At 66.7% G+C, this 24560-nt stretch carries 21 protein-coding genes, 1 pseudogene and 1 riboswitch; of the genes and pseudogenes, 12 read left to right on the top strand and 10 right to left on the bottom strand.

Annotation, left to right across the window (positions count from 1 at the left end):
• Positions 1 to 561 precede the first annotated feature (561 nt).
• A complete protein-coding gene (locus AC3ITM_RS01000) occupies positions 562 to 1305 on the top strand; it encodes a DUF1120 domain-containing protein (RefSeq protein WP_489267712.1) in 744 nt (247 codons plus the stop codon).
• A 61-nt stretch (positions 1306 to 1366) separates the two neighbouring features.
• Positions 1367 to 2059: a DUF1120 domain-containing protein gene (locus tag AC3ITM_RS00995; protein WP_489267710.1), complete on the top strand. Its 693-nt coding sequence runs from the start codon at positions 1367 to 1369 to the stop codon at positions 2057 to 2059.
• A gap of 156 nt (positions 2060 to 2215) precedes the next feature.
• On the opposite strand, the gene AC3ITM_RS00990 is transcribed toward AC3ITM_RS00995, so the two are convergent.
• Positions 2216 to 3339, bottom strand: a protein-coding gene (locus AC3ITM_RS00990; RefSeq protein WP_489264972.1) for an IS3 family transposase whose coding sequence is annotated in 2 segments (ribosomal slippage) — positions 2216 to 3087 and positions 3087 to 3339 — 1125 coding nt in all. Because the reading frame shifts where the segments join, the coding sequence is not laid out codon by codon here.
• Positions 3340 to 3461: 122 nt separating this feature from the next.
• Between AC3ITM_RS00990 and AC3ITM_RS00985 the strand changes: the two are divergent.
• The 4 genes and pseudogenes from AC3ITM_RS00985 to pnuC all read left to right on the top strand — a co-directional run.
• A pseudogene (locus AC3ITM_RS00985) lies at positions 3462 to 3824 on the top strand (IS30 family transposase); the annotation flags it as partial.
• A 116-nt stretch (positions 3825 to 3940) separates the two neighbouring features.
• Entirely contained in the window at positions 3941 to 5077 is a 1137-nt protein-coding gene (locus tag AC3ITM_RS00980) for a phosphotransferase enzyme family protein (RefSeq protein WP_489267709.1), read from the top strand.
• Positions 5078 to 5116: 39 nt separating this feature from the next.
• Positions 5117 to 5211, top strand: a riboswitch (TPP riboswitch).
• Between the two features lie 64 nt (positions 5212 to 5275).
• Positions 5276 to 7447, top strand: a complete 2172-nt coding sequence (locus tag AC3ITM_RS00975; RefSeq protein WP_489267707.1) for a TonB-dependent receptor — start codon at positions 5276 to 5278, stop codon at positions 7445 to 7447.
• On the top strand, positions 7444 to 8037 hold the full coding sequence (pnuC, locus tag AC3ITM_RS00970) for a nicotinamide riboside transporter PnuC (RefSeq protein ID WP_489267705.1): 594 nt from the start codon (positions 7444 to 7446) through the stop codon (positions 8035 to 8037). The genes AC3ITM_RS00975 and pnuC overlap by 4 nt, the downstream gene beginning before the upstream one ends.
• A gap of 22 nt (positions 8038 to 8059) precedes the next feature.
• Here the strand turns inward: pnuC and AC3ITM_RS00965 are convergent, their stop codons facing one another.
• Positions 8060 to 10204, bottom strand: a complete 2145-nt coding sequence (locus AC3ITM_RS00965) for a phosphocholine-specific phospholipase C (RefSeq protein ID WP_489267703.1) — start codon at positions 10202 to 10204, stop codon at positions 8060 to 8062.
• Positions 10201 to 12561 (bottom strand): TonB-dependent receptor, encoded by a 2361-nt coding sequence (locus AC3ITM_RS00960; RefSeq protein ID WP_489267701.1) that lies wholly within the window; start codon positions 12559 to 12561, stop codon positions 10201 to 10203. The genes AC3ITM_RS00965 and AC3ITM_RS00960 overlap by 4 nt, the downstream gene beginning before the upstream one ends.
• A gap of 241 nt (positions 12562 to 12802) precedes the next feature.
• Here AC3ITM_RS00960 and AC3ITM_RS00955 point away from each other — a divergent pair, with 241 nt between their 5' ends.
• Both AC3ITM_RS00955 and AC3ITM_RS00950 read left to right on the top strand, forming a co-directional pair.
• Positions 12803 to 13267, top strand: a complete 465-nt coding sequence (locus AC3ITM_RS00955) for a helix-turn-helix transcriptional regulator (RefSeq protein ID WP_489267699.1) — start codon at positions 12803 to 12805, stop codon at positions 13265 to 13267.
• On the top strand, positions 13264 to 13680 hold the full coding sequence (locus tag AC3ITM_RS00950) for a VOC family protein (protein WP_489267697.1): 417 nt from the start codon (positions 13264 to 13266) through the stop codon (positions 13678 to 13680). The genes AC3ITM_RS00955 and AC3ITM_RS00950 overlap by 4 nt, the downstream gene beginning before the upstream one ends.
• Before the next feature lie 40 nt (positions 13681 to 13720).
• Here the strand turns inward: AC3ITM_RS00950 and AC3ITM_RS00945 are convergent, their stop codons facing one another.
• From AC3ITM_RS00945 to AC3ITM_RS00920, 6 genes are all read right to left on the bottom strand, one after another.
• Positions 13721 to 16798 (bottom strand): efflux RND transporter permease subunit, encoded by a 3078-nt coding sequence (locus AC3ITM_RS00945; RefSeq protein WP_489267695.1) that lies wholly within the window; start codon positions 16796 to 16798, stop codon positions 13721 to 13723.
• The gene (locus AC3ITM_RS00940; protein ID WP_489267693.1) at positions 16795 to 17895 is read right to left on the bottom strand and encodes an efflux RND transporter periplasmic adaptor subunit; all 1101 of its coding nucleotides are present in this window, start codon (positions 17893 to 17895) and stop codon (positions 16795 to 16797) included. Before AC3ITM_RS00940 ends, AC3ITM_RS00945 begins: the two co-directional genes overlap by 4 nt.
• Before the next feature lie 49 nt (positions 17896 to 17944).
• Entirely contained in the window at positions 17945 to 18577 is a 633-nt protein-coding gene (locus AC3ITM_RS00935) for a TetR/AcrR family transcriptional regulator C-terminal domain-containing protein (protein WP_489267692.1), read from the bottom strand.
• An 85-nt stretch (positions 18578 to 18662) separates the two neighbouring features.
• Positions 18663 to 19160: a GNAT family N-acetyltransferase gene (locus AC3ITM_RS00930; RefSeq protein WP_489267690.1), complete on the bottom strand. Its 498-nt coding sequence runs from the start codon at positions 19158 to 19160 to the stop codon at positions 18663 to 18665.
• Between the two features lie 143 nt (positions 19161 to 19303).
• Entirely contained in the window at positions 19304 to 19984 is a 681-nt protein-coding gene (locus AC3ITM_RS00925; RefSeq protein ID WP_489267688.1) for a hypothetical protein, read from the bottom strand.
• Between the two features lie 158 nt (positions 19985 to 20142).
• Positions 20143 to 20412, bottom strand: coding sequence for a hypothetical protein (locus AC3ITM_RS00920; protein WP_228884676.1), 270 nt, complete (start codon positions 20410 to 20412; stop codon positions 20143 to 20145).
• A gap of 388 nt (positions 20413 to 20800) precedes the next feature.
• Here AC3ITM_RS00920 and AC3ITM_RS00915 point away from each other — a divergent pair, with 388 nt between their 5' ends.
• On the top strand, positions 20801 to 21322 hold the full coding sequence (locus tag AC3ITM_RS00915) for a DUF6622 family protein (RefSeq protein ID WP_489267686.1): 522 nt from the start codon (positions 20801 to 20803) through the stop codon (positions 21320 to 21322).
• 7 nt (positions 21323 to 21329) lie between these two features.
• Here AC3ITM_RS00915 and AC3ITM_RS00910 read toward each other — a convergent pair whose 3' ends face one another.
• The gene (locus AC3ITM_RS00910) at positions 21330 to 22250 is read right to left on the bottom strand and encodes a LysR family transcriptional regulator (protein WP_489267684.1); all 921 of its coding nucleotides are present in this window, start codon (positions 22248 to 22250) and stop codon (positions 21330 to 21332) included.
• A gap of 99 nt (positions 22251 to 22349) precedes the next feature.
• Between AC3ITM_RS00910 and AC3ITM_RS00905 the strand changes: the two genes are divergently transcribed.
• From AC3ITM_RS00905 to AC3ITM_RS00895, 3 genes are all read left to right on the top strand, one after another.
• The gene (locus AC3ITM_RS00905; protein WP_489267682.1) at positions 22350 to 22679 is read left to right on the top strand and encodes a nuclear transport factor 2 family protein; all 330 of its coding nucleotides are present in this window, start codon (positions 22350 to 22352) and stop codon (positions 22677 to 22679) included.
• Complete coding sequence (locus AC3ITM_RS00900) at positions 22676 to 23458, top strand: SDR family oxidoreductase (RefSeq protein ID WP_489267680.1); 783 nt, start codon at positions 22676 to 22678, stop codon at positions 23456 to 23458. The genes AC3ITM_RS00905 and AC3ITM_RS00900 overlap by 4 nt, the downstream gene beginning before the upstream one ends.
• 221 nt (positions 23459 to 23679) lie before the next feature.
• Positions 23680 to 24468, top strand: a complete 789-nt coding sequence (locus AC3ITM_RS00895; protein WP_489267678.1) for an alpha/beta fold hydrolase — start codon at positions 23680 to 23682, stop codon at positions 24466 to 24468.
• Positions 24469 to 24560 lie beyond the last annotated feature (92 nt).

Below are 24560 nucleotides of genomic sequence, written 5' to 3'. Positions count from 1 at the left end.
AAAAAATACGAAAGTAGCGGGGAGTGGTCGGGTTTTGTGTAATATTGTGATATTTTTCACTGTATTGACGTTGCTGCCGCAATGATTCCGTACATGCCCCGTCCGTTCTCGACAGCAATAACCCTCCGTCGGTAGACTGGGCCGTAAGTAGGTGCTGTCGCGATCGAAGGCCGGGTTCTCGAAGATCAGGCCGTTGATGCGGCACTTGCCAGGAGATTGTCGACGAGTACGCGACGGATCCATTGGCCCCATCGTGGCCCAGCTGCACGCCGATGATGACCATGGTGGCCTCAGTACTTTTTTTCACGAACTCATCACAATCAAGGGGGGGGTGATTCACGCATCCCGATCAAATAGGTGTAGCGCCCTGTTCACGCGCCCCTTCTTTTCTTCTTGAGAAGTTGCGGGAGAGCGCAAGTTTGGGTTTACACGGTTTGATCTCCGGTTTCATAGCGTGCCTGAACCGCAGTCGGAGCCCGGATGTTCGCTCCGGACAAGACCCGTCTATCCGGCAGAACTTTCGTAATTGTTGCATAGCAACGTAGTGGTGCTTTCCATATAGTGACGTCCGTCTCGATCTCAGCCTTTCCTCGTTGGGGCGAGGCTTTGGCCTCTTCGTATCTCAATGGAAAATCTCTCATGAACGTTAAACTTCTGTCGGCGGCGCTGGCCGCCATGCTGTCCCCGGCCCTGGCCTATGCGCAGAGCGTGGATCTGACCATCACCGGCGCCATTGTGCCGACCGCTTGCACCCCGGCCTTCTCCGGCGGTGGCACGGTGGATCTGGGGCGTCACTCGGCGGCGGTCTTGAATGCTGCCGCGCAGACGGTTCTGCGCGACTCCGATGAAGTCACCTTGACCATCAACTGTGGTGGCACCGCTGCCCCGGTGGCCATTCAGGTGATTGACAACAGTGCTGCTACCTTGCAGCCGGGCCTGACCTTGCCGGGCGCCGTGGCGGGCTCGGCCGTTCAGTTCGGCCTGGGTGCGATTGGCGGCGTGAACATTGGTGCCTATGCCCTCGTGATTGGTACCGCGCAGGGCGACGGCACTGCCGCAAGCCTGCTCTTCAAGCAGTTCAGTAGCGATGCCAACTGGGCGGCCGAAACCTCCCCCTACCTGCGCGCCTACACCTCGGCTGCCGGTGGTTACACCTCGTGGGGTGCCGGTACCGCTCCGGTAAGTGCCGATGTGCACACCCTGTCGATGACGGTGCGTCCGGTCATCCGCAACGGTGACGACCTGCCGCTGACTGCTGAAGTGCCGCTGAACGGCTCGGCCACCTTCCAGGTGACCTACCTGTAATTAAACCCCCCCTCCCTTCCGCAAAGGGGGGGGGGCATGAAACTGACGAGAGAACATTGCAATGAAAATCAAACTGTTGACCGCTGCCGCTCTTTCCTTGTTCGCACCGCTGCTGGCGTCGGCACAAAATGCGGACCTGACCATGAGTGGCGCTATTGTGCCCGGGGCATGCACTCCCGCATTCTCGGGCGGTGGCGTGATCGCTCTTGGTCGGCACTCCGCCGCCACATTGAATGCTACAACCCAAACCATGCTGCCAGAGTCGGACGACGTATCGTTAACGATTGCTTGTGATGTTGCGACATCAATATTGATTGATATTGATGATAATAAGAATAGTACGATTGTATCGACCCTTACTTTTCCCGACCGGGCAGATGCGGACAGTGCCATGAAAATGGGTCTCGGTGATGATGGTGGCACAAACATCGGCATGTATGGTCTGGCGCTGTCATCTGGTGCGACAGTTGACGGGTTGGGTGTGATCAGACTTCTCAATGGAGGAAGTCCTTCCGATTCCGCGGGATGGCGAGACGCCGCTAGGTTCTATGGTCGTTACATGCGCACTCGTAGTTTTGTTTCTTTTTCTTGGGGTAATTTGGATGGCGGCGGCATCGTTGGCGTTCCTGCGATCGGCCGGCAATTCACTATTCCAATGAGGGTAGTGCCCGTCATTCGTCCTGGGGATGATTTGGATACTTCGGGCGAAATTGTGATGTCCGGCTCGCTAACCTTTACTGTCAGGTATATGTGATTTTATCCTCAATTCAGTCAGTGTGATCTCACATCTCAACACCATCGTTGAATGGATATTTCATGGGTGTTGAGGTGTGGTCAACTGTGGCCGTGCCCCGGTTTGAAGTAGAGGATGCTCGTCATAGTCTAAGCCTCCTCTGACCTCCTCCCCGCGTTAGGCCCGAGCAGAAGTGGAAAATTCGGCGTTGGGTGGGGACGTGAATTGGGCGGCAAACTCGGCTGGTGGGACATCGCCGATTGATGAGTGCGTCCGGAAATGATTGTAATCGACCCTCCAGCTTTCGATCTTCTGGCGGGCGTCATCGAGCGACAGGAACCAGTGCGTGTTGAGACACTCGTCCCGGAAGCTGCCATTGAACGACTCGATGAAGGGGTTGTCGGTCGGTGTGCCAGGTCGGGAATAGTCCATGGTCACCCCATTGTCGTAGGCCCAGCGATCCATCACGATCGAGACGAATTCGCTGCCGTTGTCTGTCTGGATGCGTTGCGGCAGCTCGCGCTGGTGGCGTAGGCGTTCCATCACGGCCACCACGTCTTCGCCCTTGAGGTGCTGATTCACTTCGATGGCTAGACTTTCCTTGGTGAAGTTGTCCACGACGGTCAGCGCCCGGAAGCGGCGTCCGTCGAATAGGGCATCGGCCACGAAATCCATGCTCCAAACCTGATTTGGAGCCGTCAGCATCGTGCGCTCCAGGCGGTGTGCTGCGGCCTTGCGTCTGCGAGGACGCTTACGCCGCAGATTGAGGCCCGCTTGGCAGTAAAGCCGGTAGACGCGTTTGTGGTTGGCCTTCCAGCCTTCCCGGCGCAACAGCACGAATATTCTCCAGAAGCCGTAGCGAACCCGCGTGGCAGCGATCTCTTCGATCCGCAGAAGTAGTGGCGCATCATCATTCTCACGGGGTTGGTAATACCACGCCGAACGGCTTTGCTTTACGACCTCGCAAGCCCGGCGAACCCCAACTCGATAACGGTCGACCAAGTGGCCCACGAGCGTCTTGCGCTGCGTGGGCCTCAGAGCTTTTTTGAGAGCACATCCTGCAGCATAACTTTGTCCAGACTCAAATCGGCGACCAATTGCTTGAGCTTGCGGTTCTCTTCCTCAAGCTGACGTAGCCGGCGTAGTTCGGACACGCCTAACCCGCCGAACTTTTTGCGCCAAGCGTAGAACGTAGCTTGGCTGATACCCATTTTGCGGCAAATCTCTTCGACCGTCGTGCCGCTCTCGGCTTGTTTCAGGGCGAACGCGATCTGCTCTTCAGTGAACTTCGACTTCTTCATGGCGACGGGCCTCCTTGGGCCTGAGTGTCGCCGAATTTTATAGTTCTGGCTGGTCTAAATTACTGGGAGGAGGTCACCTATACCGCTACATTAACCGCATGACCTGAGCAGAAACCGGTGGGTCATTACAGGGTTTCAGTCGCCAACTGAAGAAGCTGCCCGAATCCATGCGCACCAGCTTGACCTACGACCGAGGCACGGAGTTGACGTGCTACCCAGAGCTGATGGACCGCCTGGATATCGACGTTTGGTTTGCTGATCCACACGCGCCGTGGCAGCGCGGCAGCAACGAAAACACCAACGGATTGCTTCGGCAGTTCCTGCCCAAGGGCGTTGATCTGTCGAGCGCGAGCCAGGAGTATCTCAATCACGTTGCGATGCTCATGAACACACGCCCGCGTCAGACGCTGGGCTGGAAGACGCCCGCCGAAGTGATGGACAAAGAGATCGCCGAATTCAGATCACGTGTTGCGCTTGCTTCTTGAGACCGCCCTGAGCGGGCAAGTGTCCGGCGGCCGGAGGCCTGCTTTTCAATAAATGGCATCATTGATCAGAGCCTCCCTAACGCCCCCCGCCAGTGCGCACGCCCGACTGCTTTCCGATGAACGACGACAACCACCTCGTGCAGGGCCTCAACAACGATGCGGTGGCCGCCGACTGGCCGCCGCTCACCGCTGCCGAAATCACCTGGCTGGGCGGACGCTACCGGCAGCTCGACGGCCCCTGCCCGTTGCTGTGGCACAGCCCGCGACCGCTGTCGGCCGCCGCCATCGTCGACAGCGCGACCGGGCCGGTGTTCATCAAACGCCACCACGGCAGCGTGCGCAGCGCGGCGGTGCTGGGCGAAGAACACCGCTTCATCGCCCACCTGGCCGCACGCGGGGTGCCGGTGGTGCAGGTGCTGCACGCCGCCAACGGCGACAGCGCGGTCGAGCACGACGGCTGGACCTATGAGCTGCACAGCCTGGGACGCGGCCAGGATCTTTACCGCGACGCGCCCTCGTGGACGCCATTGACCGACCTGGCCCAGGCGCGCCAGGCCGGGCGCATGCTGGCCCGGTTGCACCAGGCCGCCGCCGACCATCACGCGCCCCAGCGCAGCACCCACCTGCTGGTGGCGCGCGACGACCTGATCCGCGCCGACGATCCGCTGGCGCTGCTGCGCGCCGGCCTGGCGCAGCGGCCCGGCCTGGCCGCCTACCTGGCCGGCCAGGACTGGGAGCGCGACCTGCAGCGCGCGGTGCTGCCCTGGCACGCCCGCCTGGCCGGCCGGCTGCAGGACGAACCGCGGCTGTGGACGCACAACGACTGGCATGTCTCCAACCTGCTGTGGTCCCCGGCCGGCGCCGGGCAGGCGATCGAGACCGTGCTCGACTTCGGCCTGGCCTCACCGACCAGCGCCCTGTTCGACCTGGCCACGGCGATCGAGCGCAATGCGATCGCCTGGCTGGAAGTGGACGCTGCGGCGCCAGCCGCACGCGTGGACATCGCCCTGGCCCTGCTCGAGGGCTACCGCCAGGTGCTGCCGCTGTCGACCGCGCGGGTACGGCTGCTGGCCGACCTGCTGCCGATCGTGCACCTGGACTTTGCCCTGTCCGAAGTGGAGTACTTCCAGGCCATCACCGGCTCGCCGGCCAATGCCGACGTGGCCTACCACACCTTCCTGCTCGGCCATGCCCGCTGGTTCAACGGCGCCCAGGGCCAGGCCTTGCTGGCGGCGCTGCATGCGGCCGCCTGAGCCGGCGCGGGCAGAGCCGCGCCGATTGTGGTGAAATAGCCCCTGAAGCGGGGGTGCCTGGATGATCAGGCTGAGAGAGTCCCTTGGAACCTGATCCGGTTTGCACCGGCGTAGGGAGCTTTGTGCAGTGGGTGCAACGACCGGATGGGTCGGTGCGCGCACGCCGTCGCTTCGTCTCTTTGGCTGATGACGAATCGAATGAACCGCTGCTACCGACCCGCGCTGTTGACCGTCGCCCTGTGCACTGCCCTGCCGCTGTACGCCAGCGACACTGCCGCCGACGCCCCCGAACGCTCCCCGACCGAACTGGCCGCCGTCCGCGTGCAGGCCCGGCAAGCGGCTGTCGCCGCGCCCCAGTCCAACAGCTTCGGCAGCGGCGACTGGAAGGACACGCCGGCCTCGATGACCGTGCTCGACCGCAGCCTGCTGGATACCCGCCAGGTGCGCACGCTGTCCGAGCTGGCCAGCAACGACGCCTCGCTGGGCGACAGCTACGCCCCGGTCGGCTATTACCAGAACATCGCCATCCGCGGCTTCCCGCTGGATACCGCCACCGGCTACCGCTTCAACGGCCTGGGCATCGCCGGCGAGCAGCGCTTGGCGCTGGAGAACGTGCAGCAGGTGGAGATCCTCAAGGGCGAGGCCGGGCTGGCCGCCGGGGTCATGGCGCCGGGCGGCATCATCAACTACGTCGGCAAGCGCCCGGACGAGGTGCGCAACCTCACCCTGGCCACCGACGCCGAAGGCTCGCGCTATGCCGCAGTGGATGTCGGCCATTGGCTGACCCCGCGTTTCGGGGTGCGCTTCAATGCCGCCTGGGACGACAGCGCCTCCTACATCGACCACGCCGACGGCCGCCGCAATTTCTATGCGCTGGCCACCGACTGGTTGATCAGCGCGCGCAGCAAACTGGAAGTGGATGCCAGCTACCAGACCAGCGCGCAGCGCTCGGCCTCGGGCTACCAGCTGCTTGGCGCCAGCGCCCTGCCGCGCGGCGTGGACCGCAGCCACATGCTCGGCTACCAGCCCTGGCAGAAGCCGGTGGGCATCGACAGCACCAACCTCAGCGCGCTGCACACCTACGACTTCAACGCCGACTGGCAGTCGCGGGTGTCGGCCGGTTACAGCCGCTCGGTGATCGACGACAACGTAGCCTTCGCCTACGGCTGCTACTACGCCGCCGCATGCGCCGATGGCAGCGTGCCGGGCAACTACTTCGCGCCCAACGGCGACTACGACATCTACGATTACCGCAGCCCCGACGACACCCGCCGCAACCTGGAAGCACGCGCCGAACTGCGCGGCCGCTTCCAGACCGGGCGCGTGGGCCATGAGCTCAGCATCGGTGCCGATCGTTTCGAGCGCACCGTCGACAAGCGCCGCAACGTCAACGAGTACGTGGGCACGGCCAATATCCACGATGCGCAGGTGCCGGTGTTCGACCCCTCGCCGCTGCAACCGGGGCCGTCGGTGCGCCGCCTGGACAGCGCGCAGACCGCGTTGTTCGCCATGGACCGCATGCAGTTCGGCGATCACTGGCAGTGGTTGGCCGGTGGGCGCTTCGTGCGCCTGGACGAGCGCGCCTTCGACAAGCGCGGCAACGCCGAACGGCACAGCACGTTGTCGCGGTTCCTGCCGCAGACCGCGCTGGTCTGGAAGGCCACCGATGCGGTGAATGTGTACGCCAGCTACGTGCGCGGCATTTCGCTGGGCCAGGAAGCCCCATTCTGGACCTCCAACGAGGGTGCGTTCCTGGCCCCGGTGCTGTCGCGCCAGACCGAAGTGGGCATCAAGTACGCCAGCTCCGATGCGCTGACCCTGGGCGCGGCTGTGTTCCGCACCTCGCAGCCGTTCCAGTACGCCAAGCCCGATGGCAGCGACGCCGGGTATACGTTCGTTGCCGAAGGCCAGCAGACCCACACGGGCCTGGAGCTGACCGCCAACGGCCGCATCGCCCAGGGCCTGGTGCTCAACGCCAGCGTCAGTGCGCTGCAGGCACGTGCGCGCAGCACCGGGACCGCGCTGTACGAGGGCCACCAGCTGGTCAACGTGCCCAAACTGCGTGCCAGCGTGCAGGCCGACTACACGCTGCCATTCGCCACCGGCCTGGCGCTCACCGGCGGCTGGCGCTACGCGTCGGCCAACGCCGCCACGGTGGATGGCAGCGCGCGCGCGCCGGCCTATCACGTGGTCGACCTGGGCCTGCGCGTGAAGCACACGCTGCGCGCGCACCCGGTGACCTGGAACCTGTCGGTGGACAACGTGTTCGACCGCTTCTACTGGCGCGATACCGGCAGCACCGCCGGCGACTACTACCTGTTCGCCGGGGCGCCGCGCCAGGCACGGCTGTCGGTGACGTTCGGGCTATGAATCCGGCCGTTCTGGAATGGTCGGCAGTGGCCTTCAGCGCGCTCGGGGTGTGGCTGATGGCACGCCGCTGGATGCTGGCCTGGCCGGTCGGGCTGGTGTCGGTGGCGTTGTATGCGCTGGTGTTCGCCGAGGCCAGGCTGTATTCGGACACCTTGCTGCAGGTCGTGTTCGGCGGCTTCCTGCTGTACGGCTGGATCAGCTGGCGGCGGCAGGCGCAGCAGGACGGTGCGATCGTGATCGTCGCGTTGCCGCGGCGGCAGCTGCTGCGCGACCTGGGCGTCGGCGTGGCGTTCGGGATCGCGCTGGGGGCGCTGATGCACCACTTCACCGACGCCGCGCTGCCGTGGCTGGATGCGATGCTGGCCGCACTGAGCCTGGTGGCGCAGTGGTGGCAGGCACGCCGGCACAGCGCCAGCTGGTGGCTGTGGATCGTCGTGGACGTGGTCTACGTCGGCATGTACCTGATCAAATCGCTGCACCTCACCGCCGCGCTGTACGTGGTGTTCGTGGCGCTGGCGGTGATGGGACTGCGGGCATGGACCGCGGCGGGCCGGCGCACCGCGCTGCCGGCCGTGGCCGGGCAGCGCTAGCGGCAACGGCCTGCTGGCGGCTTCAGTCGGCCAACAGCCGCAACGGTGCGGCCCCCATCGCCGGGTCGGTGGTGCCCGGCCGGCCATCTTCGGCGCGGCCGGCCAGGCGCTGCCAGACGCCGGGTTGCTGCAGCTGCAGGTCGTACCAGCCGGCGGTGGGCGCGGCATCCCAGACGATCTGGGTACGTTCATCGGGCTGCAGCTGCAGCTGCAGCTGGCGTGCGGGCATCTGCGCGGCGTAGGCAGCGGCGGAAATGCCGACCGCCTGCGCGGTCGGGCCGGGATTGTGCAGCTGCAGGCGCAGCCCCGCAGCGCTGCGCTCCACCGTCGTAATCACCGGCGCGGCCGCGCCTGCCGCGCCGCGGTAATGGCGGTGGAAGCCGTTGGGGCCCAGCAGCCACAGGTCGTAGCCGCTGCCCTTGTGCAGCGCCCAGCGGCCCTGCAACGGCATGCCCGGGGCGAGCGTATAGCGGCGCGGTATCGCCTCCAGCTGCAGCATGTCGTAGACGTGCAGCACCGCCGGTGCGCCTTCGCAGGCCAGCTGCAGGGTGACCGCCGCCGCATCCACGGCAATGTCCGCCTGCGGGCGGTACGGCAGCGCGCGGGCGGGACGTATGCCCGGTTCCTGCTGCGCCGGTGGCAGGCTTTCGGGCAAGGCCGGCACCGTGCGCCCCGGCAGGGCGGCCGCGCGCGCGGCAAGGGCGGCGGTGGCCGGCAGCGAGGCGAGGAAGGGCCGCGTATCGCGATGGGCGAAATCGAAGGCGCCGGTGAGGTCGCCGCAGACCGCGCGGCGCCACGGCGACAGCGCCGGCGCGGCCACGCCGAAACGGCGCTCGATCAGGCGGATCACCGAGGTGTGGTCGTACACCTGCGAATCGACCCAGCCGCCGCGGCTCCACGGCGAAATCGCATACAGCGGCACGCGCGGGCCAAGCCCGTACGGGCGGCCACGCAGGTCCAGCGGATCGGCCTTCTCGTTGCCGGGCGAGGCGTGCTGGTGGTACTCGCCGTCGGTGGCCACCGCCGAGGCACCCGCCCAGCCGCCGGCCACCGAAGCATCGGGCGATGGCGGTGCCGGCGGTGGCATGTGGTCGAAGAAGCCGTCGTTCTCGTCGAACATCAGCAGCAGCACGGTACGGCTCCATACCTGCGGGTCGGCGGTGAGCGCATCGAGTACGCGCGCGGTGTACGCCGCGCCCTGGGCCGGGCTGGACGGGCCGGGATGCTCGCTGCCGGCGGCGTCGGCGATGATGAAACTGACCTGCGGCAGCTGGCCCTTCAGCACGTCCTGGCGCAGCTGGGCCAGCCCGCGCGTGCTCACCCCTCGTTCGCGCAGGGCCGCATCGTGGCCGGGCGCAGCACGCCAGGCCTGGCGGAAGCGCTCGAAGCCGGCCAGCGGGTTGTCGGTGAAGTTGTCAGCCATGTCCTGGTAGATCCGCCAGTCCACGCCGGCACGCTGCAGGCACTCGACATAGCTGGTCCAGGTATACGAATCGGGGTGGCCGCCCAGTTCGGGAAAGTTGTCGTGCGAGTTGGCCACCGCCGGGCCACCGCCACGTGCATGCGGATCGTTGTGCCCGGTCCACAGGAACAGGCGGTTGGGATTGGTGCCGGCCTGCATCGCGCAGTGGTAGGCATCGCAGACGGTGAACGCCTCGGCCAGGGCGAACTGGAACGGCAGGTCGGCGCGTCGGTAGTAGCCCATCGCATGGTCCTGCTTGGCCGCCGGCCACTGCCCCATGCGCCCGTGGTCCCAGGCGCGCTGCGCATCGGGCCAGGTATGCGGGGTGCCTTCCACGCGCATGACCCCGAACTGCGCGGCGGTATCCAGCGCGAACGGAGCGATGGCGCCGGTACCGGCGGCATTGGGCTGCAGCCACAACGTGCGCGGCGGCTGGCCCGGCTGCAACGGCGCGGCCGGGGCGACGAAGCGGTCGCCGAAGCCGCGCACCCCGGGCAGGGTGCCGAAGTAATGGTCGAACGCGCGGTTTTCCTGCATCAGCACCACGATGTGCTGCACGTCCTCCAGGCTGCCGCTGCGCGTGTCCGGGGCGATCGCCGCTGCCCGCGCGATGCTGGGCAGCAGCGCGGCGATCCCGGCCGTCACGCCACCCTGCAGCAGGCGGCGGCGGGCGGGGTCGGCGACCGGCGGACGCGCTGGGCTCACAGGTCGACCCGTACCGAGAAACCGACCGTGCGCGGCGCGCCGATGAAGGCCGAGTCGCTGCCGTCCACGCCGGCCAGGTACTTGCGGTCGGTCAGGTTGCTGACCACCAGGCTGGCGCCAACGCCCTTGAGCTTGGGCGACAGGCCCTGCAGGTCCAGACCGATGTTGGCGTTGAACACCGTGGCCGACGGCAGGCGGTTGGCGTTGGATGCGTCCAGGTAACGCTCGCCCAGGTAGCGGCCGGACAGGCCGGCATTCCAGCGCTCGCCCTGCCAGTCGGCCGAGACCACCAGGGTGTGCTTGGGCTGGCCGATCACCTGCGCGCCATCGACGATGCCCAGTTCGGTGTCGCGCGCCAGGTTGCCGCTGCCCAGGTACTTGGAGCGGTTGTAGGTGTAGGCGCCATTGAGCCGCCAGCCGTTGTCCCAGCCATAGCCGAGCGCCGCTTCCAGGCCGGTGCTTTCCACCCCGCCGAAGTTCTCGTAGACGCCGTCGGTTTCGTCCAGGTAGTCGATGCCGTTGGCCAGGCGTGCCGGCAGGTAGACGATGCGGTTGTCGAACTTGATGTTGTACAGCGTCAGCGAACCGGTCAGCGGCCAGCGGCTCACGCGCAGGCCCAGTTCGATGTTGTCGGCGGTCTCCGGCTCCACCCGCGCGAACCGCTGTGCATCGGTCTCGCCGAGCACGCCGGACGGGATGGCGGCGAAGTTCTGCGAATAGCCGCCGAACAGCTCCAGGCCCTCGACCGGCAGCGTCCAGGTGCCGCCGGCGGACAGCAGCGGGTCGGACCGGGAATCGGAACGCACGTTCTCGGCATTGCCGATCACCCGGCTGCGCTTCTGGTCGACGAAGAACTGCTTGACCCCCACGCGCGCGCTGAACGGGCCGAAGCGCGCCACGTCTTCGACGTAGTACATCTGCTCGCTGGTCTTGTAGCGGTCCTCGAACTGCACCCAGTACGGCTGGTGGTCGAAGCTGATGTCGGTGCCGACATTGAGCAGGCGGTGCCAGTCGCGGCGCACGCTGCGGTCGTACTGCTCCACCCACACGCCGGCGCGCACGGTGTTGTCGACCGTGCCCAGGGTCTGCTTCCATTCCACGTCGGCGGTGGCGCCGGCGCGGTCGTTGTCGTAATGGGAGTGGCGATAGGACTGCACGCCCTGCACGCCGGCGGCATAGCAGTTGGGATCGTACTCGGCGGTGAAGCCCGGGCGCGGCACGCAGCCGGCCCGCACCTGCGCGGCGCTGCCGTCGGGATTGACGAAGTAGAACTGGCCCAGGGCGCTGCCCCCGTAAACGGTACCGCCGCCAAGGTACTCCGATTCCGGGCGGCCGGCGCCATCATTGCGCGCCTGCACCAGGTACGGCGGCAGCCAGTCGCCGCGGCCTTCCATCTTGTGCGCGTAGCCGGTCAGCGTGGCCTTGAAACCGTTGCCGCTGTCGAAGGCCCCGCGCAGGTAGCCGAAGGTGTTCTCGCGCAGCGCGCGCGACCCGGAGCGGTAGTTCTGGTCCAGGTTGGGAATGCCGGTGAGCGTGCCGGTCAGGCCGTCACGGTCGGGGTTGGTGGCATACGCGGCCGGGGTGACGCTGGTGTACTCCGGCTCGTCGGCATCGTTGTAGGAGGCGTAGCCGCTCAGCGTCCAGCGGTCCAGCTCGGTGATGAACTTGGCGGCCAGGTTGTCGTTGCTGGCCTTGCCGGTGCCGTCGATCCAGTCGCTGACCCGCGCCGAGGACGTGCTCACCCACGCACGGGTGTGGCCGCCGAGCAGGCCGGTGTCGTAGCGCACGTAATACTTGCGGGCGTCGTGGTCGCCGCCGCCGACCACCATGCGCAGGCGCTGTTCGGCCAGCGGGTCGCTGGTGAGGAAGTTCAGCGTGCCGCCCAGTGCCTCGTTGGAGCGCGAGGAGATGTCGGCCGTGCCCTGGCTGACCTCGACCGTTTCCAGGTCGAGCGTGTCGATGTAGCGGTTGGCCAGCGAGCCGCCACCGTAGCCGGAGCCGCCGTTGGGCAGGCCGTCGATGGTGGTGCCGATCTGCTGGGTATCGCGGTTGGTCACAAAGCCACGCATGCTGATCTGCGTACCCCATACCGACGAACCGGTGGCATCGGCCTCGCTGACCACCACGCCGGGCAGTTCGTTGAGCGCGTTGTTGACGCTGCTGAGGATCTGCTGGCGGTTGAGCGTTTCCTGGCTGACCGTGGTCTTGGCATAGCTGGTGGCCTGGCCGATGACCTGCACCTGGTCCAGCGTGCGGGCATCGTCGGCGGGCGCCGGTTCGGCAGCCATCGCCTGTACAGCGGCGCCGAGCAGCACGGCGAGCAGGGAAACGCGGGGGTATCGGCCGTTGGCGCGCATCGGTCAGGTGGGTAGTGGAAGACCGGCGGAGTATTCGCAGCGCCGGTGACCTGCCCGTGACATTGGGCTTGCAGTTGCATGCACGCGGCCGGAAGCGTGACCCATGCCAGCCATTCCAGCCCGGCCGTGCCGCGCCGCGCACCCTGCTTGCCGCCCGGCCTCGGCAAACCTACCATCGGCAGACGATCCGACGCGTGCCGTGGCCGGCGCCGTAGCCCAGCCCACCAGGCGAACCGAGACGATGCCCCAGAGCCCCGAACTGCTGCGACGCCTGCTACGAGCCAAGGACCGGATGGACCGCGCCCCGCACGAAGCATGGCCGGTGCAACGGCTGGCGCAGGTCAGCGCGGTGTCGGCGGCCTACTTCGCGCGCCAGTTCCGCCAGGCCTTCGGCCTGCCGCCGCACCGCTACCTGCTGACCCGGCGCATCGAGCGCGCGGTGGCGCTGTGCCGCGATACCCAGCTGCCGATCACCGAGATCGCCTACCAGACCGGCTGGAACAGCCTGGGCACCTTCGGGCGCATCTTCCACGACATCACCGGGCACAGCCCCGGCCAGGTACGTGCCGGCGGCCCCCTACCCGCACAGGCGCCGGAGTGCATCGCACGGGCGGCACGGCGGCCGGACCTGGACAGCGCAGTTTCGGAGAAGCGGCGCGGCAGGGCAGCCGGTACAACAACGCCTTCAACAACGGAGGTTCCATGAATCAGGGTATCGGTGTGGTCGGGCTGTATGTGCGCGACCAGGATGAAGCATTGGCGTTCTACGTCGGCAAGCTGGGTTTCGGCGTGCATACCGACGTGGGCAATGGCGACTACCGCTGGCTGACGGTGCAGCACCCGGCGCAGCCATCGTTCCAGCTGGGCCTGTTCCGGCCGGGCCCGCCGGTGCATGACGCGGCCACCGCGCAGGCACTGCAGGCACTGGTCGCCAAGGGCGCGATGCCACCGCTGGTGCTGCACGTGGACGACTGCCGCGCAACCTATGCACGGCTGAGCGCAGAGGGGGTCGAATTCAACCAGGAGCCGGTGGAGCGCTACGGCACCGTGGATGCCGGCTTCCGGGACCCGTCCGGCAACGGCTGGAAGATGATCCAGGCAGCGGCCGGGAAGGCCTGACGCAGGCAGCCGCCGCCTGCGCCAGGGCATCGGCCCACGCTCAGTCGGCGGCGTGGCCGGCCGAATGCGAGGAGCGGCGGCGGAACCTGCGCGACAGCCATTCGCCCAGGTCATCGACCACGGTAAAGGCGGCCGGGATCACGATCAGGCTCAACAGCGTGGAGGTGATCAGGCCGCCGATCACGGCGATCGCCATCGGCGCGCGGAAGCTGGAATCGCCGGCGAAACCCAGGGCGATCGGCATCATGCCGGCGCCCATCGCCAGGGTGGTCATGATGATCGGCTGGGCGCGCTTGCGGCAGGCATCGATCAACGCATCGTGCTGGCTCATGCCGTGCTCGTCCTCGGCCATCACCGCGTAATCCACCAGCAGGATGGAATTCTTGGTGGCGATGCCGATCAGCATCAGCAGGCCGATCAGCGCCGGCAGCGACAACATGTTCTGGGTGATCAGCAGCGCACCGAACGCGCCGCCGGCGCACAGCGGCACCGCCGCCAGGATGGTGATCGGCATCAGCGCATGGTTGAACAGCAGCAACAGCACCATGTAGATGCAGACCAGGCCGGCGGCCATGGCCAGCAGGAAGCCGACGAACAGTTCGACGAACACTTCGGCATCGCCGGTATTGAGGAAGGTCACCCCCGGCGGCAACTGCTTGACCCCGGGCAAGGCCTGCACTTCGGCCATCACCTCGCCCAGCGGGCGCCCGTTGAGTTCGGCGGTGAGGGTGACGTTGCGCTGGCGCTGGTAGCGCGAAATCTGCGACGGTCCACTGCCCTGCTGGATATCGGCGACGGCGGCCAGCGGTACCGGGCCGTAGCGGCCGGGCACGCGCAGCTGGCCGATCAGCGCCGGGTTGGCCAGCGTGGCCTCGGCGAAACCGACCCGGATCGGCACCTGGCGGTCGGGCAGGTTGAGCTTGGCCAGCCGTTGTTCGTAGTCGCCGGCGGTGGCGATGCGCGCCGCTTCGGCGATATCGGCGGTGGCCACGCCCAGGTCGGCCGCACGCGCGGCATCGGGCACGATCTGGATTTCCGGGCGCAGCAGCGAGGCGGTGGAGGTGACGCTGCCCAGGCCCTGGATGCCGCGCAGATCGCGCTCCAGCGCGGTGGAGGCATCCTGCAGGCGCTGCGGATCGTCGCCGGACAGCACCAGCTGCAGCAGGTTGCCCGGCTCGGAGCTGACATAGCTCACCCGCACCCCGGGCAGGTTGGCCAGGCGCTGGCGTGCCTCGCGTTCGAGCACGCGCTGGTCGCGGTCGCGGGTATCGGCGGTGCCCCAGTCCAGCACCAGCGTTGCCTTGCGCGGTTCGCCCACGCCGGTGGCGCTGGGGTCGCCCAGGTCGAGCACGCTGCCCACGGCGGTGTAGACCTGCTTGAGTTCGGGAATGTCCTTGAGCAGCGCCCGCGCGCGTTCGGCCACCGCCACGGTTTCCTGCAGGCGGGTGCCCGGCGGCAGTTCCAGGTTGAGGTTGCTGCGGCCCAGGTCGGACTGTGGAATGAAGGTGGCCGGGATGAACGGCACCAGCGCCAGCGAGGCCACGAACAGCCCGGTGGCCAGCCACAGGGTGCGGCCACGGTGGCGCAGCGCGGCGTCCACCCAGCCCAGGTACCAGGTCATCAGCCGCGACTCGGGCTTTTCCTCGCCATGCGGTTTGAGCAGGTAGGCGGCCATCATCGGGGTGAGCAGGCGCGCCACCAGCAGCGAGAACAGCACCGCGGTGGCCGCGGTCCAGCCGAACTCGCGGAAGAACTTGCCGGCGATGCCGGGCATGAACGCCACCGGCACGAACACCGCCGCCAGCGTCAGCGAGGTGGCGATCACCGCATTGCCGATCTCGCCGGCCGCCTCGCGCGCCGCTTCCAGCGGCGGCTTGCCCATGCGCAGGTGGCGCACGATGTTTTCGATTTCGACGATGGCATCGTCGACCAGGATGCCAACCACCACCGACAACGCCAGCAACGTGATCATGTTCAGGGTGAAACCGAACAGGTGCATCACCGCGAAGGTGGGAATGATCGACAGCGGCAACGCCAGCGCCGACACCCAGGTCGCGCGCCAGTCGCGCAGGAACAGCCACACCACCAGTAGGGCCAGCAACGCGCCTTCCCAGAGCATGGTCATGGAGGAGTCGTAGGAACGGTGGGTCTCATCGATCGCGGTGGTGACCAGGCGGAAGTCGATGCCCGGATGCTCGGCCTTGATCGCATCGAGCGCGGCGTGCACGCCCTTTTCCACCTTGACCTCGCTGGAGCCACGCGTGCGCGACATCGAGAATGCGACCACTTCGCCGCCGTCCAGCAGCGCCGCTTCGGTGGGGTCGGCGGCCGCGTCGGTCACCGTGGCCAGCGTCGACAGCCGCACCGCACGCCCGTCCGGCAGCGCGATGGAATAGTCGCGCAACGCCTGCGCATTGCCGACCGTGCCCAGCGTGCGGATGGTCTGCTGGGCGCCTTCGATCTCGGCCTTGCCGCCGGCGCGCTCGACCTGGATCCGGGCCAGCTGCCGGGAAACATCGCCGGCGGTGATGCCCATCGCCATCAGCGCATTGGGGTCCAGGTCCACCCGCACCTGGCGCTGCACGCCGCCGACGCGGGTGACCCGGGCCACGCCGGGCACGCCATACATCGCGCGCGAGACGTCGCGGTCGACGAACCAGCTGGCCTCGTCGCCGGTCATGTGCGGGGCGACCAGCGCATAGGTCATCAGCGAGCCGCCGATATCGACCTTGGAGATCACCGGTTCCTGGATGTCCTGCGGCAGGTCGGTGCGGATGCGGGTGATCGCATCGCGGGTATCGTCCAGCGCGGTGGCCAGGTCGGCTTCGAGCTGGAACTCGATGGTGGTGGTGCTCACCCCTTCGCTGACCGAGGAGATCACCCGCTTGACGTTGTTGACCGTGGCCACCGAGTCCTCGACCTTGCGGGTGACCTCGGCTTCAAGCTGGCTCGGCGACGCGCCCGGCTGGGTCACCGTCACCGTGGTCATCGGGAAGGCGATGTCCGGGAAGCGCGCCACCGGCAGCTGGTAGAAACCCCACAGACCGGCCACGCACAGCACGAAGAACACCAGCAGCGCAGGCAGCGGGCGCTTGATCGCCCAGGCCGAAATGTTCATCGGGCGGCCGCCTTGGCAGCGGCCACCACGCGCACGCGGTCGCCTTCGCCGAGGAAGCCGGCGCCGTCCACCACCACCCGGTCGCCGGCCTTGAGCCCGGCCAGGATCGCGGTGCGGCCCTGTACCGCCTGGCCGGTGCTGACCCGGTGGCGGGTGGCCTGCTGCTTGTCGTTGACGCTGAACACATAGCTGTGGCCATCGCGCTGCACGATCGCCGCACTGGGAATGGTCAAGGCCTGGCCATCGCCGGTGACGATGCGGCCTTCGACATAGACGCCCGGCTTGAGCGGGCCGGGCGCGGGCAGATCGGCATACAGGGTACCGGTGCGGGTCTGCGCATCCACGCCCGGGGTGACCGCGCGGATGCGGCCGCCGATCACCTGGCCGCCGTACGGCAGCTGCACCGTATTGCCCACCGCGACATCGGCCAACTGGTTCTCCGGCAGTTCGGCGCGCCATTCCAGGCGGCCATCGCGGATCAGGCGCAGCAGTTCGGTGCCGGCCGAGACCACCTGGCCGGGCTGCACCAGGCGCTTGGAGATCAGCCCGTCGGCCGGCGCGCGCAGGTCGGCGAAATCGCGGCGCAGCTTGGCCGCGTCGCGCGAGGCGCGCGCGGTGGCGGTCTGCGCCTCGGCATTGATCCGCGCCGCGCGCAGCTCGTCCAGGCTGCTGGCACTGATCAGCTGCTGGGCGGCCAGCTTCTCGCTGCGCTGGTAGTTCAGCCGCGCCAGTTCCTGCGAGGCCTGGGCCTGGCGCAGCGAGGCGTCGGCCTGGGCCAGTTCGCTGTCCAGGGTGCGGTGGTCCAGCTGCAGCAGCAGCTGCCCCTGTTTTACCCACTGGCCAACTTCCACCGGCAACGCGGTCACCCGCTGGCCGCTGATCTCCACGCCCAGCTGCATTTCCTCGAATGCGGTGACCGGGCCCGATACCAGCACCGTGCGCGCCATCGGCTGCTGCTGCGCGGTGGCCAGCGAGACCGGCAATGCCGAACTGGCGGCGGCCGCCGCGGTGGCGGCGGCGTCGTCCTTGCCGCCACAGGCCGACAGCAGCACGGCGATCAGGAGCAGGAAGGAACTGCGGGGGTGGCGTGCGCGCATCGGTGGGCTTTCCGGGTCGGAACAGCGGTAACGGGAGGGAAGGACGGGGTCAGGCGGTGCGGGGCAGGCGCAGGGCGATGCCATCGAGCATCAGCCCCAGACCCTGTTCGAAACGTGCGTCGAAATCGACCTCGTCCCAGGCATCACGCGCCTCCCAGCAATGCGGGAAGCGTTCCTCGGCCAGGGCCATGAACACCTCGCCGAGGGCTTCCATGCTGCCATCGCCGGGCCAGGATTGTTCTTCGATGACAAAGCCGAGCGTGTAGTACACAAGATCCATCACGGTGGTCGCGGCAAAGCGCGCCGGCATGCCGGCACCGACCATCGCCGCCAGGCTGGCTTCGGCCACGCGCAGCATGTTCTCGGTGGCCAGGAAGGTACCGGCGTAGACCCGCGCGCCATCACGGCGCGCCTTGAAGGCCGTCCGGAACTCCCGCGCGATCTGCAGCAGGGTCTGCCGCCACGGCTGGCCGGCCGGGATGGTGCGGGCGACATCGACGATCATGGCGTCGGCCATGGCATCGATCAGCGCCTGCTTGCTCTTGAAGTGCCAGTACAGCGACGGCGCCCGGATGCCCAGCGAGCAGGCCACTTTGCGCAGGGTGATGCCTTCCAGCCCGGCCTCGTCGAGGATGCGGAAGGCGGCCTCGACGATGTTTTCCCGCGCGATCGGTTGGCGCACCTGATGCCCTGGCCTAACGTTGTTAGGCGGCGAATCTAACAGTGTTAGGTTGGGCGATGCAAGCAGCGGCGGGCCGACGGCCGGCTCAGGCCGGCGGGGCCTGGATCAGGAACCGGCGGAAGTCCGAATCGGCCGGATCGGCCAGGGCCTGCACCTGCATCCCCATCCGCGGCAGGTTGCGGCTCCAGAAGGCGTGTGCATCGACATCCCGGGCAAAGGTAGCCAGCAGCCACTGGCCGGTCCCCGGCCGTACCAGCGCGGCGATCACCTGCGCGGCGATGCCCTGGCGGCGGTAGGCGGGCAGGACGAACAGATCGGCCAGCTCCGGCAACATCCGTCCCTCGACATCGACCTGGTCCACCAGCACGAAGCCGACCAACGCCCCGTCCCGCCACAGCAACCGGGCCCAATCGGGCTCCTCGCGCAGGGACGCCTCGACGTCAGCGCGGTCGCAGTCGTACAGGCCATCGGCACGCAAGGCTTCACCACTCCAGGCCGAGGCCTCGAAGTAATAGAACTGCATCAGGTGGAACAGGACATCGGTATCGGCAACGGTGGCCGCACGCAGGCTGAGGCTATGCATGCGGCATTGTGGTGGCCACGGCAGGGGCTGGCAAACCGCGCGCGGCCGGCCAACGCCGCAACATCATTGCCCGCTACAGGGCTGCTGCACTTTCCGGCATCGTTGGAAAGACGCCTGCCCACAGGCTAAAGGCAACACGCCGTTCACTTGCTGGCGGAACGTTTGCGCTTTCCATCATCGTGTTGCGCATTCGCGCGGCTTTGCGCGAACTCCGGGAAGGTCTCGGCCATCGGATCGGCATCGGGCAGGATGTAGAACACCCCGCCGCGCTCGAACGTGGAACGGACGATCTGCTCGTAGAATTCGGGCGAGACGTTGATGCAGCCATGGGTGACGCGGTTGTCGTCCGGCGAGGGCGATGCCAGGCGTTCTACGCGCTTCTCGGCCGGGACGCCGGTAGCGGTGGGGTGGATGGAGACGGCGGACTCGTAGTCCACCCACAGCACGCGGCCGGCGTCGATCGACGGGCCGAAACCGCCGACAAAGCGGCCAGCGGGCGTGGTGCGATCCCGCCCTGGAATTTCGCGAAGCGCCAGGCCGGCGACGCCGGGAGCCGTATGATCGCCGGTCGCCGAGCCAAACAACCCCGGCGCGGCGCCGCGAAGCTTGCCGTCGCTGCCGAACACCAGGATCTGTGCGGCGGCCTTGTCCATGATCGCGAATGGATAGCCATGGCTGTCCTTGGTCGCGACAACCCAGCCGGCCAGTTCAATCACGGTGTCGGACACCTCCTGGCCTGGCGGAAGCTCATCGACGGCGGCTACCGGTTGGGCGGCGGCATCCTCGGCGTGGGCCACACCGATGCCCGCCAGCGCCAGCGCCATTGCCAGCGCGGCACCGACGGCCCGGATTGCAGGATATGAGTGCGTACGGATGGGAGGATTCCTTGGAATGAAAGACTGCATCACCAGAGGAAACCGATGGCCCGCAAAGGCCACCGGTCCCTGGTTCAAACGTTCCTCACACAATCGTGGCGGAACGATTAACCACGCGGTGTCCGGCGGGGCGCCCTCTCCAGCTGCTGGACGCGGCCTTCGATTTGATCCAGACGCTGGTTGGCCTGCTGTGCGGATTGATTGGCCGATTCGGCACTTTGCGCCGCGCCCTGCACCTTCACGTCGAGCTGGTCGAGGCGTGAGTTGATCGTTGCGAAATCGTCTTTGTAGGTGGCGCAGGCGCTGAGGCCAACGGTGGCGACGATCGCCACGGCGAGCGTACGTGCGGTGGTCAGATGTTGTTTGGTCAGAATCATTGCACTCCCTCCTTCGTCTGGGAGTCTGGAATATAGCGGGCTTTTCGCTGACGTCACCGACCCGCTTTCAGCTGCAGTTGCAAGACGTGGACGGGGCGTGAAGGTATGGCGACCCTCAAAGGTTCGGCCTGAAACCATCGGCCCGCGGGAGATCGCCGCATCCGAGCGGCGATCACGCCGGACATCGACATCCATCATCACGTAGCCACCACGTCAGCCTTCGGCCCTGGAGGGGTGTTGCGCACGCGTCGCGTTGTCAGCCCCGGCTATGTACTTCCCGATGCCTGACACCTGTCACTTGTGATGGGGCGGCGCAAAGCGAGAATGAACCCACTCCGCACGGTGTTACATGGCCGGCACCCGCCCACCTCAAGGACTTCCTGTGATCATGCTGCAGCAACTTGTGTCGAATACCCCTGTCTGGGTCTGGGCGCTTCTGGTCTTTCTGATCACGCGCGGCGTCGCTGCCATGAAACCCGGTGAAACCTCGCTCACAAAGCTGGCCATCGTGCCGGCCCTCTTCACCGCCTGGGGCCTGTGGTCGATAAGCCATCGGTTCGGCAGTTCCTGGGAAGCCTGGGGTGAGTGGCTGCTTGGCATCGGCGCGGGGATGGGCCTTGGGTGGGCACTGCTGCGGCGGGCAACGCTCACCCGGAGTGCGTCAACGGGGAAGCTGTGGCGCAGTGCGGACTACAGCCTGCTGCCGCTGTTGCTGGTTACATTTGCGGTGAAATATGGCTTCGAATCCGCGCTTGCCGTATCCCCTGCGCTGAGCGCCGATGGCGGTTTCCGCGCGGCCTACCTGCTGCTGTCGGGCGGGTTCACCGGTATCTTCATTGGAAAGTACGGCCGCTACCTGCGTGCATCGCATCTGGCAACGCCGCGCGGGAAGCTGGAAGCGGCCGGCTGAGTTCAAGTCAGCCAAGGCCGATGCGACGGTCGACATCGCGATCAAGCAGGCAGTCGATGAAGGCGCGCAGCGCCGGCAGCATGTACCGCCGGCTCGAGTAGTAGAGAAACAGGCCGGGCACGACGGGCGACCAGTCGGCGAGGACGCGCTTGAGCCGCCCCTCCCGCAACGCCTCGGCGATCCCGTCGTCATTGTAGGCGTACAGGATGCCCAGCCCTTGGAGCGCGGCCGGCACGATGATGTCCTGATGGTTGGCGATCACCGTCCCCTCGCCAAAGAACTCGACACTCTTTCCCTTTTTCCTGAACTCCCATCCTGCGACCTTGGCGCTTCCCGGAAAGCGCCAGTTTATGCAGGCGTGATGGCCGAGGTCGGCAGGCGTCACCGGTTCGCCGTGTTCAGCGAGATAGTCCGGTGAGGCCACCGCCAGCAACTCGATGTCGGGCGTAAGCCGTACAGCGACCATGTCCTTCTGCAGACGGCCCCCCACGCGTATGCCGGCGTCGAATCCTTCGCCCACGATATCGCTCAGTCCATCATCGATCACGATGTCGAGAACGACATCGGGATGCGCCTTGGCGAAACGTCCCAATCTTGGTGCAATGACTTTCTTCGCCGCCATGCTGAGCGTGTTGATCCGCAGGGTGCCCGCCATGCGGGCACTGGTTCCCACCGCCTGCGCAACGGCCTGGTCCATATCGCGAAGCATCGGCGCAATGCGCTCATGCAGTCGTCGTCCCGGTTCGGTAGGCGAGACGCTTCGCGTCGTGCGGTTCAACAGGCGAACGCCCAGTCGCGATTCCAACTGGCGAATGATCTGGCTGAGGGCGGACCGGGACAATCCCAGGTGATCGGCGGCCCTGGCGAAGCTGGCGCGGTCGACAACCGCCACGAAAGCCTTGAGTTCTGCGAATTCAGAGCCGCGCATTGTGATCTGATCTCTACATAGCCTGATCCGATAATAGGTGATTCTCTAATCTATGAGAACGGATCAACCTTGCTCCATGGACCACACCGGAGCACTGCCATGAACGACCTGAACCTGCCAGAGCCTATCGCTGCCTACTTTGAAGCGGACACCCAAAACGCCCAAGCCGTCGCCCGCTGCTTCACCCGGGACGGGCTTGTCCTGGACGAGGGCAGGACGCACTCGGGCCTGACCGCGATCGAGGCCTGGAAGACCGATTCGTCCGCCAAATACACCTACACCGCCAAGCCGCACACGCTCGAGAATCAGGGGCGCAAGTACATCGTGACGGCACGTGTCACCGGCAACTTCCCCGGCAGCCCGGTCGACTTGCGGTACAGCTTCACCCTGGAGCGCAGCAGGATCGCCACGCTGGAGATCGCGCCATGAGCTTGGATCTCCAACTGGCGGGCAAGCGCGTCCTGGTGACCGGCGGCACCCGCGGCGTGGGCGGCGCCGTCGTCGAACTGTTGTCCCGCTTCAGCGCGCGAATCGTGGCAACGGCACGCTCGCGGCCCGATCGAGCCATCGATGGTGTGCACTACATTGCAACCGACCTGGCAACGGCAGAAGGCGCCCGGCAGGCGGTGGAGGCGGCCCTGCGGCATCTCGGCGGCGTTGACATCCTGATCAACGTGGTGGGCGGATCGTCGGCACCGGCGGGCGGATTTGCGGCCTTGGACGACGCCGAGTGGGCGACCGCTCTCGACCTCAACCTGATGTCGGCGGTAAGGCTGGATCGGGCGTTGCTTCCCCTGATGCTCGCGCAGGGATCGGGCGTGATCCTGCACGTCACGTCCATCCAGCGCACCCTCCCGTTGCCGGATGCCACGATCGCGTATGCCGCTGCCAAAGCGGCGTTGTCGACCTACAGCAAGGCGCTGTCCAAGGAAGTCACGCCCAAAGGCGTGCGTGTTGTCCGCGTATCGCCAGGCTGGATCGAGACGGAGGCCTCCGTCGCGCTGGTGGAGCGGGTCGCGACCCATGCGGGAACGGACTACGAAGGGGGCAAGCAACTGATCATGCGGGAGCTGGGAGGCATCCCCTTGGGACGTCCGGCCAAGCCGGGGGAGGTTGCGGACCTCATCGCGTTTCTGGTCTCCCCGCGGGCCGCATCCATTTCAGGGACGGAATACACCATCGACGGCGGAACCGTGCCTACCGTGTAGCGGCGCGATGGGTTGCATCGCGGCAGACGCGCGGCCGCTTTTCAACGGGGAACCGGTAAAGCGCCCTGGTGGGTCGGCGCGCTTGCCGGTGCTCGATAAAGACGAATAGACAAGTTTTCAGGACTCCAGGTAACCAATAGTCCAGCCTGGTCGCGCAAAGTAGTCCTGCCGGCCAACGCCGCACATCGGAAGTCCCACCATCTCCGCCCGAGGATACGACTATGTTCAAGCTCCTTCCTGCAGTGCTCGCCGCCGCCGTGGCGGCCAGCTTCACCCCCTCAGTGCATGCCGCCAATGCGGTGGCCCGCGATGCCGGCCAGATCAAGAATGTCGTCCTGGTGCATGGCGCATTCGCCGACGGTTCGGGCTGGCGCCCGGTCTACGATGACCTGACCGCCCGCGGATATCGCGTGTCGATCGTGCAGAATCCGTTGACCTCGCTCGCCGATGACGCGCGCGCGACCCAGCGCGTGCTCGACCGTCAGGATGGCCCGGCCATCCTGGTTGGACACTCCTGGGGCGGCACCGTGATCACCCAGGCCGGCGTGCACGACAAAGTGGCAGGGCTGGTCTACGTGTCGGCGCTCGCGCCGGACGCTGGCGAAACTACTGCAAAGCAATACGAAGGCTTCGCACCCACGCCCGAATTCGTCATCGAGACCGGAAGCGATGGCTTCGGCTTCATCAGCCCGGCCAAGTTCAAGGCCGGATTTGCCCACGACACCACCGATGCCGACGCGGCCTTCCTGCGTGATTCGCAGGTGCCCATCAACATGTCGGCATTCGGCACGACGGTGACGCAGGCCGCCTGGCGCACGAAGCCCAGCTGGGCGGTGATCGCCACCGAAGACAAGGCATTCGACCAGGCCATGCTCATCCACATGGCCGAACGCATCCACGCGCGCATCACCAAGGTCCCCGCGAGCCACGCCGTCTTCATGACCCAGCCCAAGGTGGTGGCCGACACGATCGACCAGGCGGCCAGGGAAGCGATCCGGTCGACCAAGTAGCACCCGTACCAACACGCCGGACGCTGGCACGCCAATCGCGTCCGGCCGCGCCGGCGGCGTGTGGAAGGCGGTCATGGCAGGCCGTATTGACC

This window comes from Stenotrophomonas sp. KH_029 (genome assembly GCF_057839765.1).
This window is presented reverse-complemented; position numbering and strand designations above follow the sequence as displayed.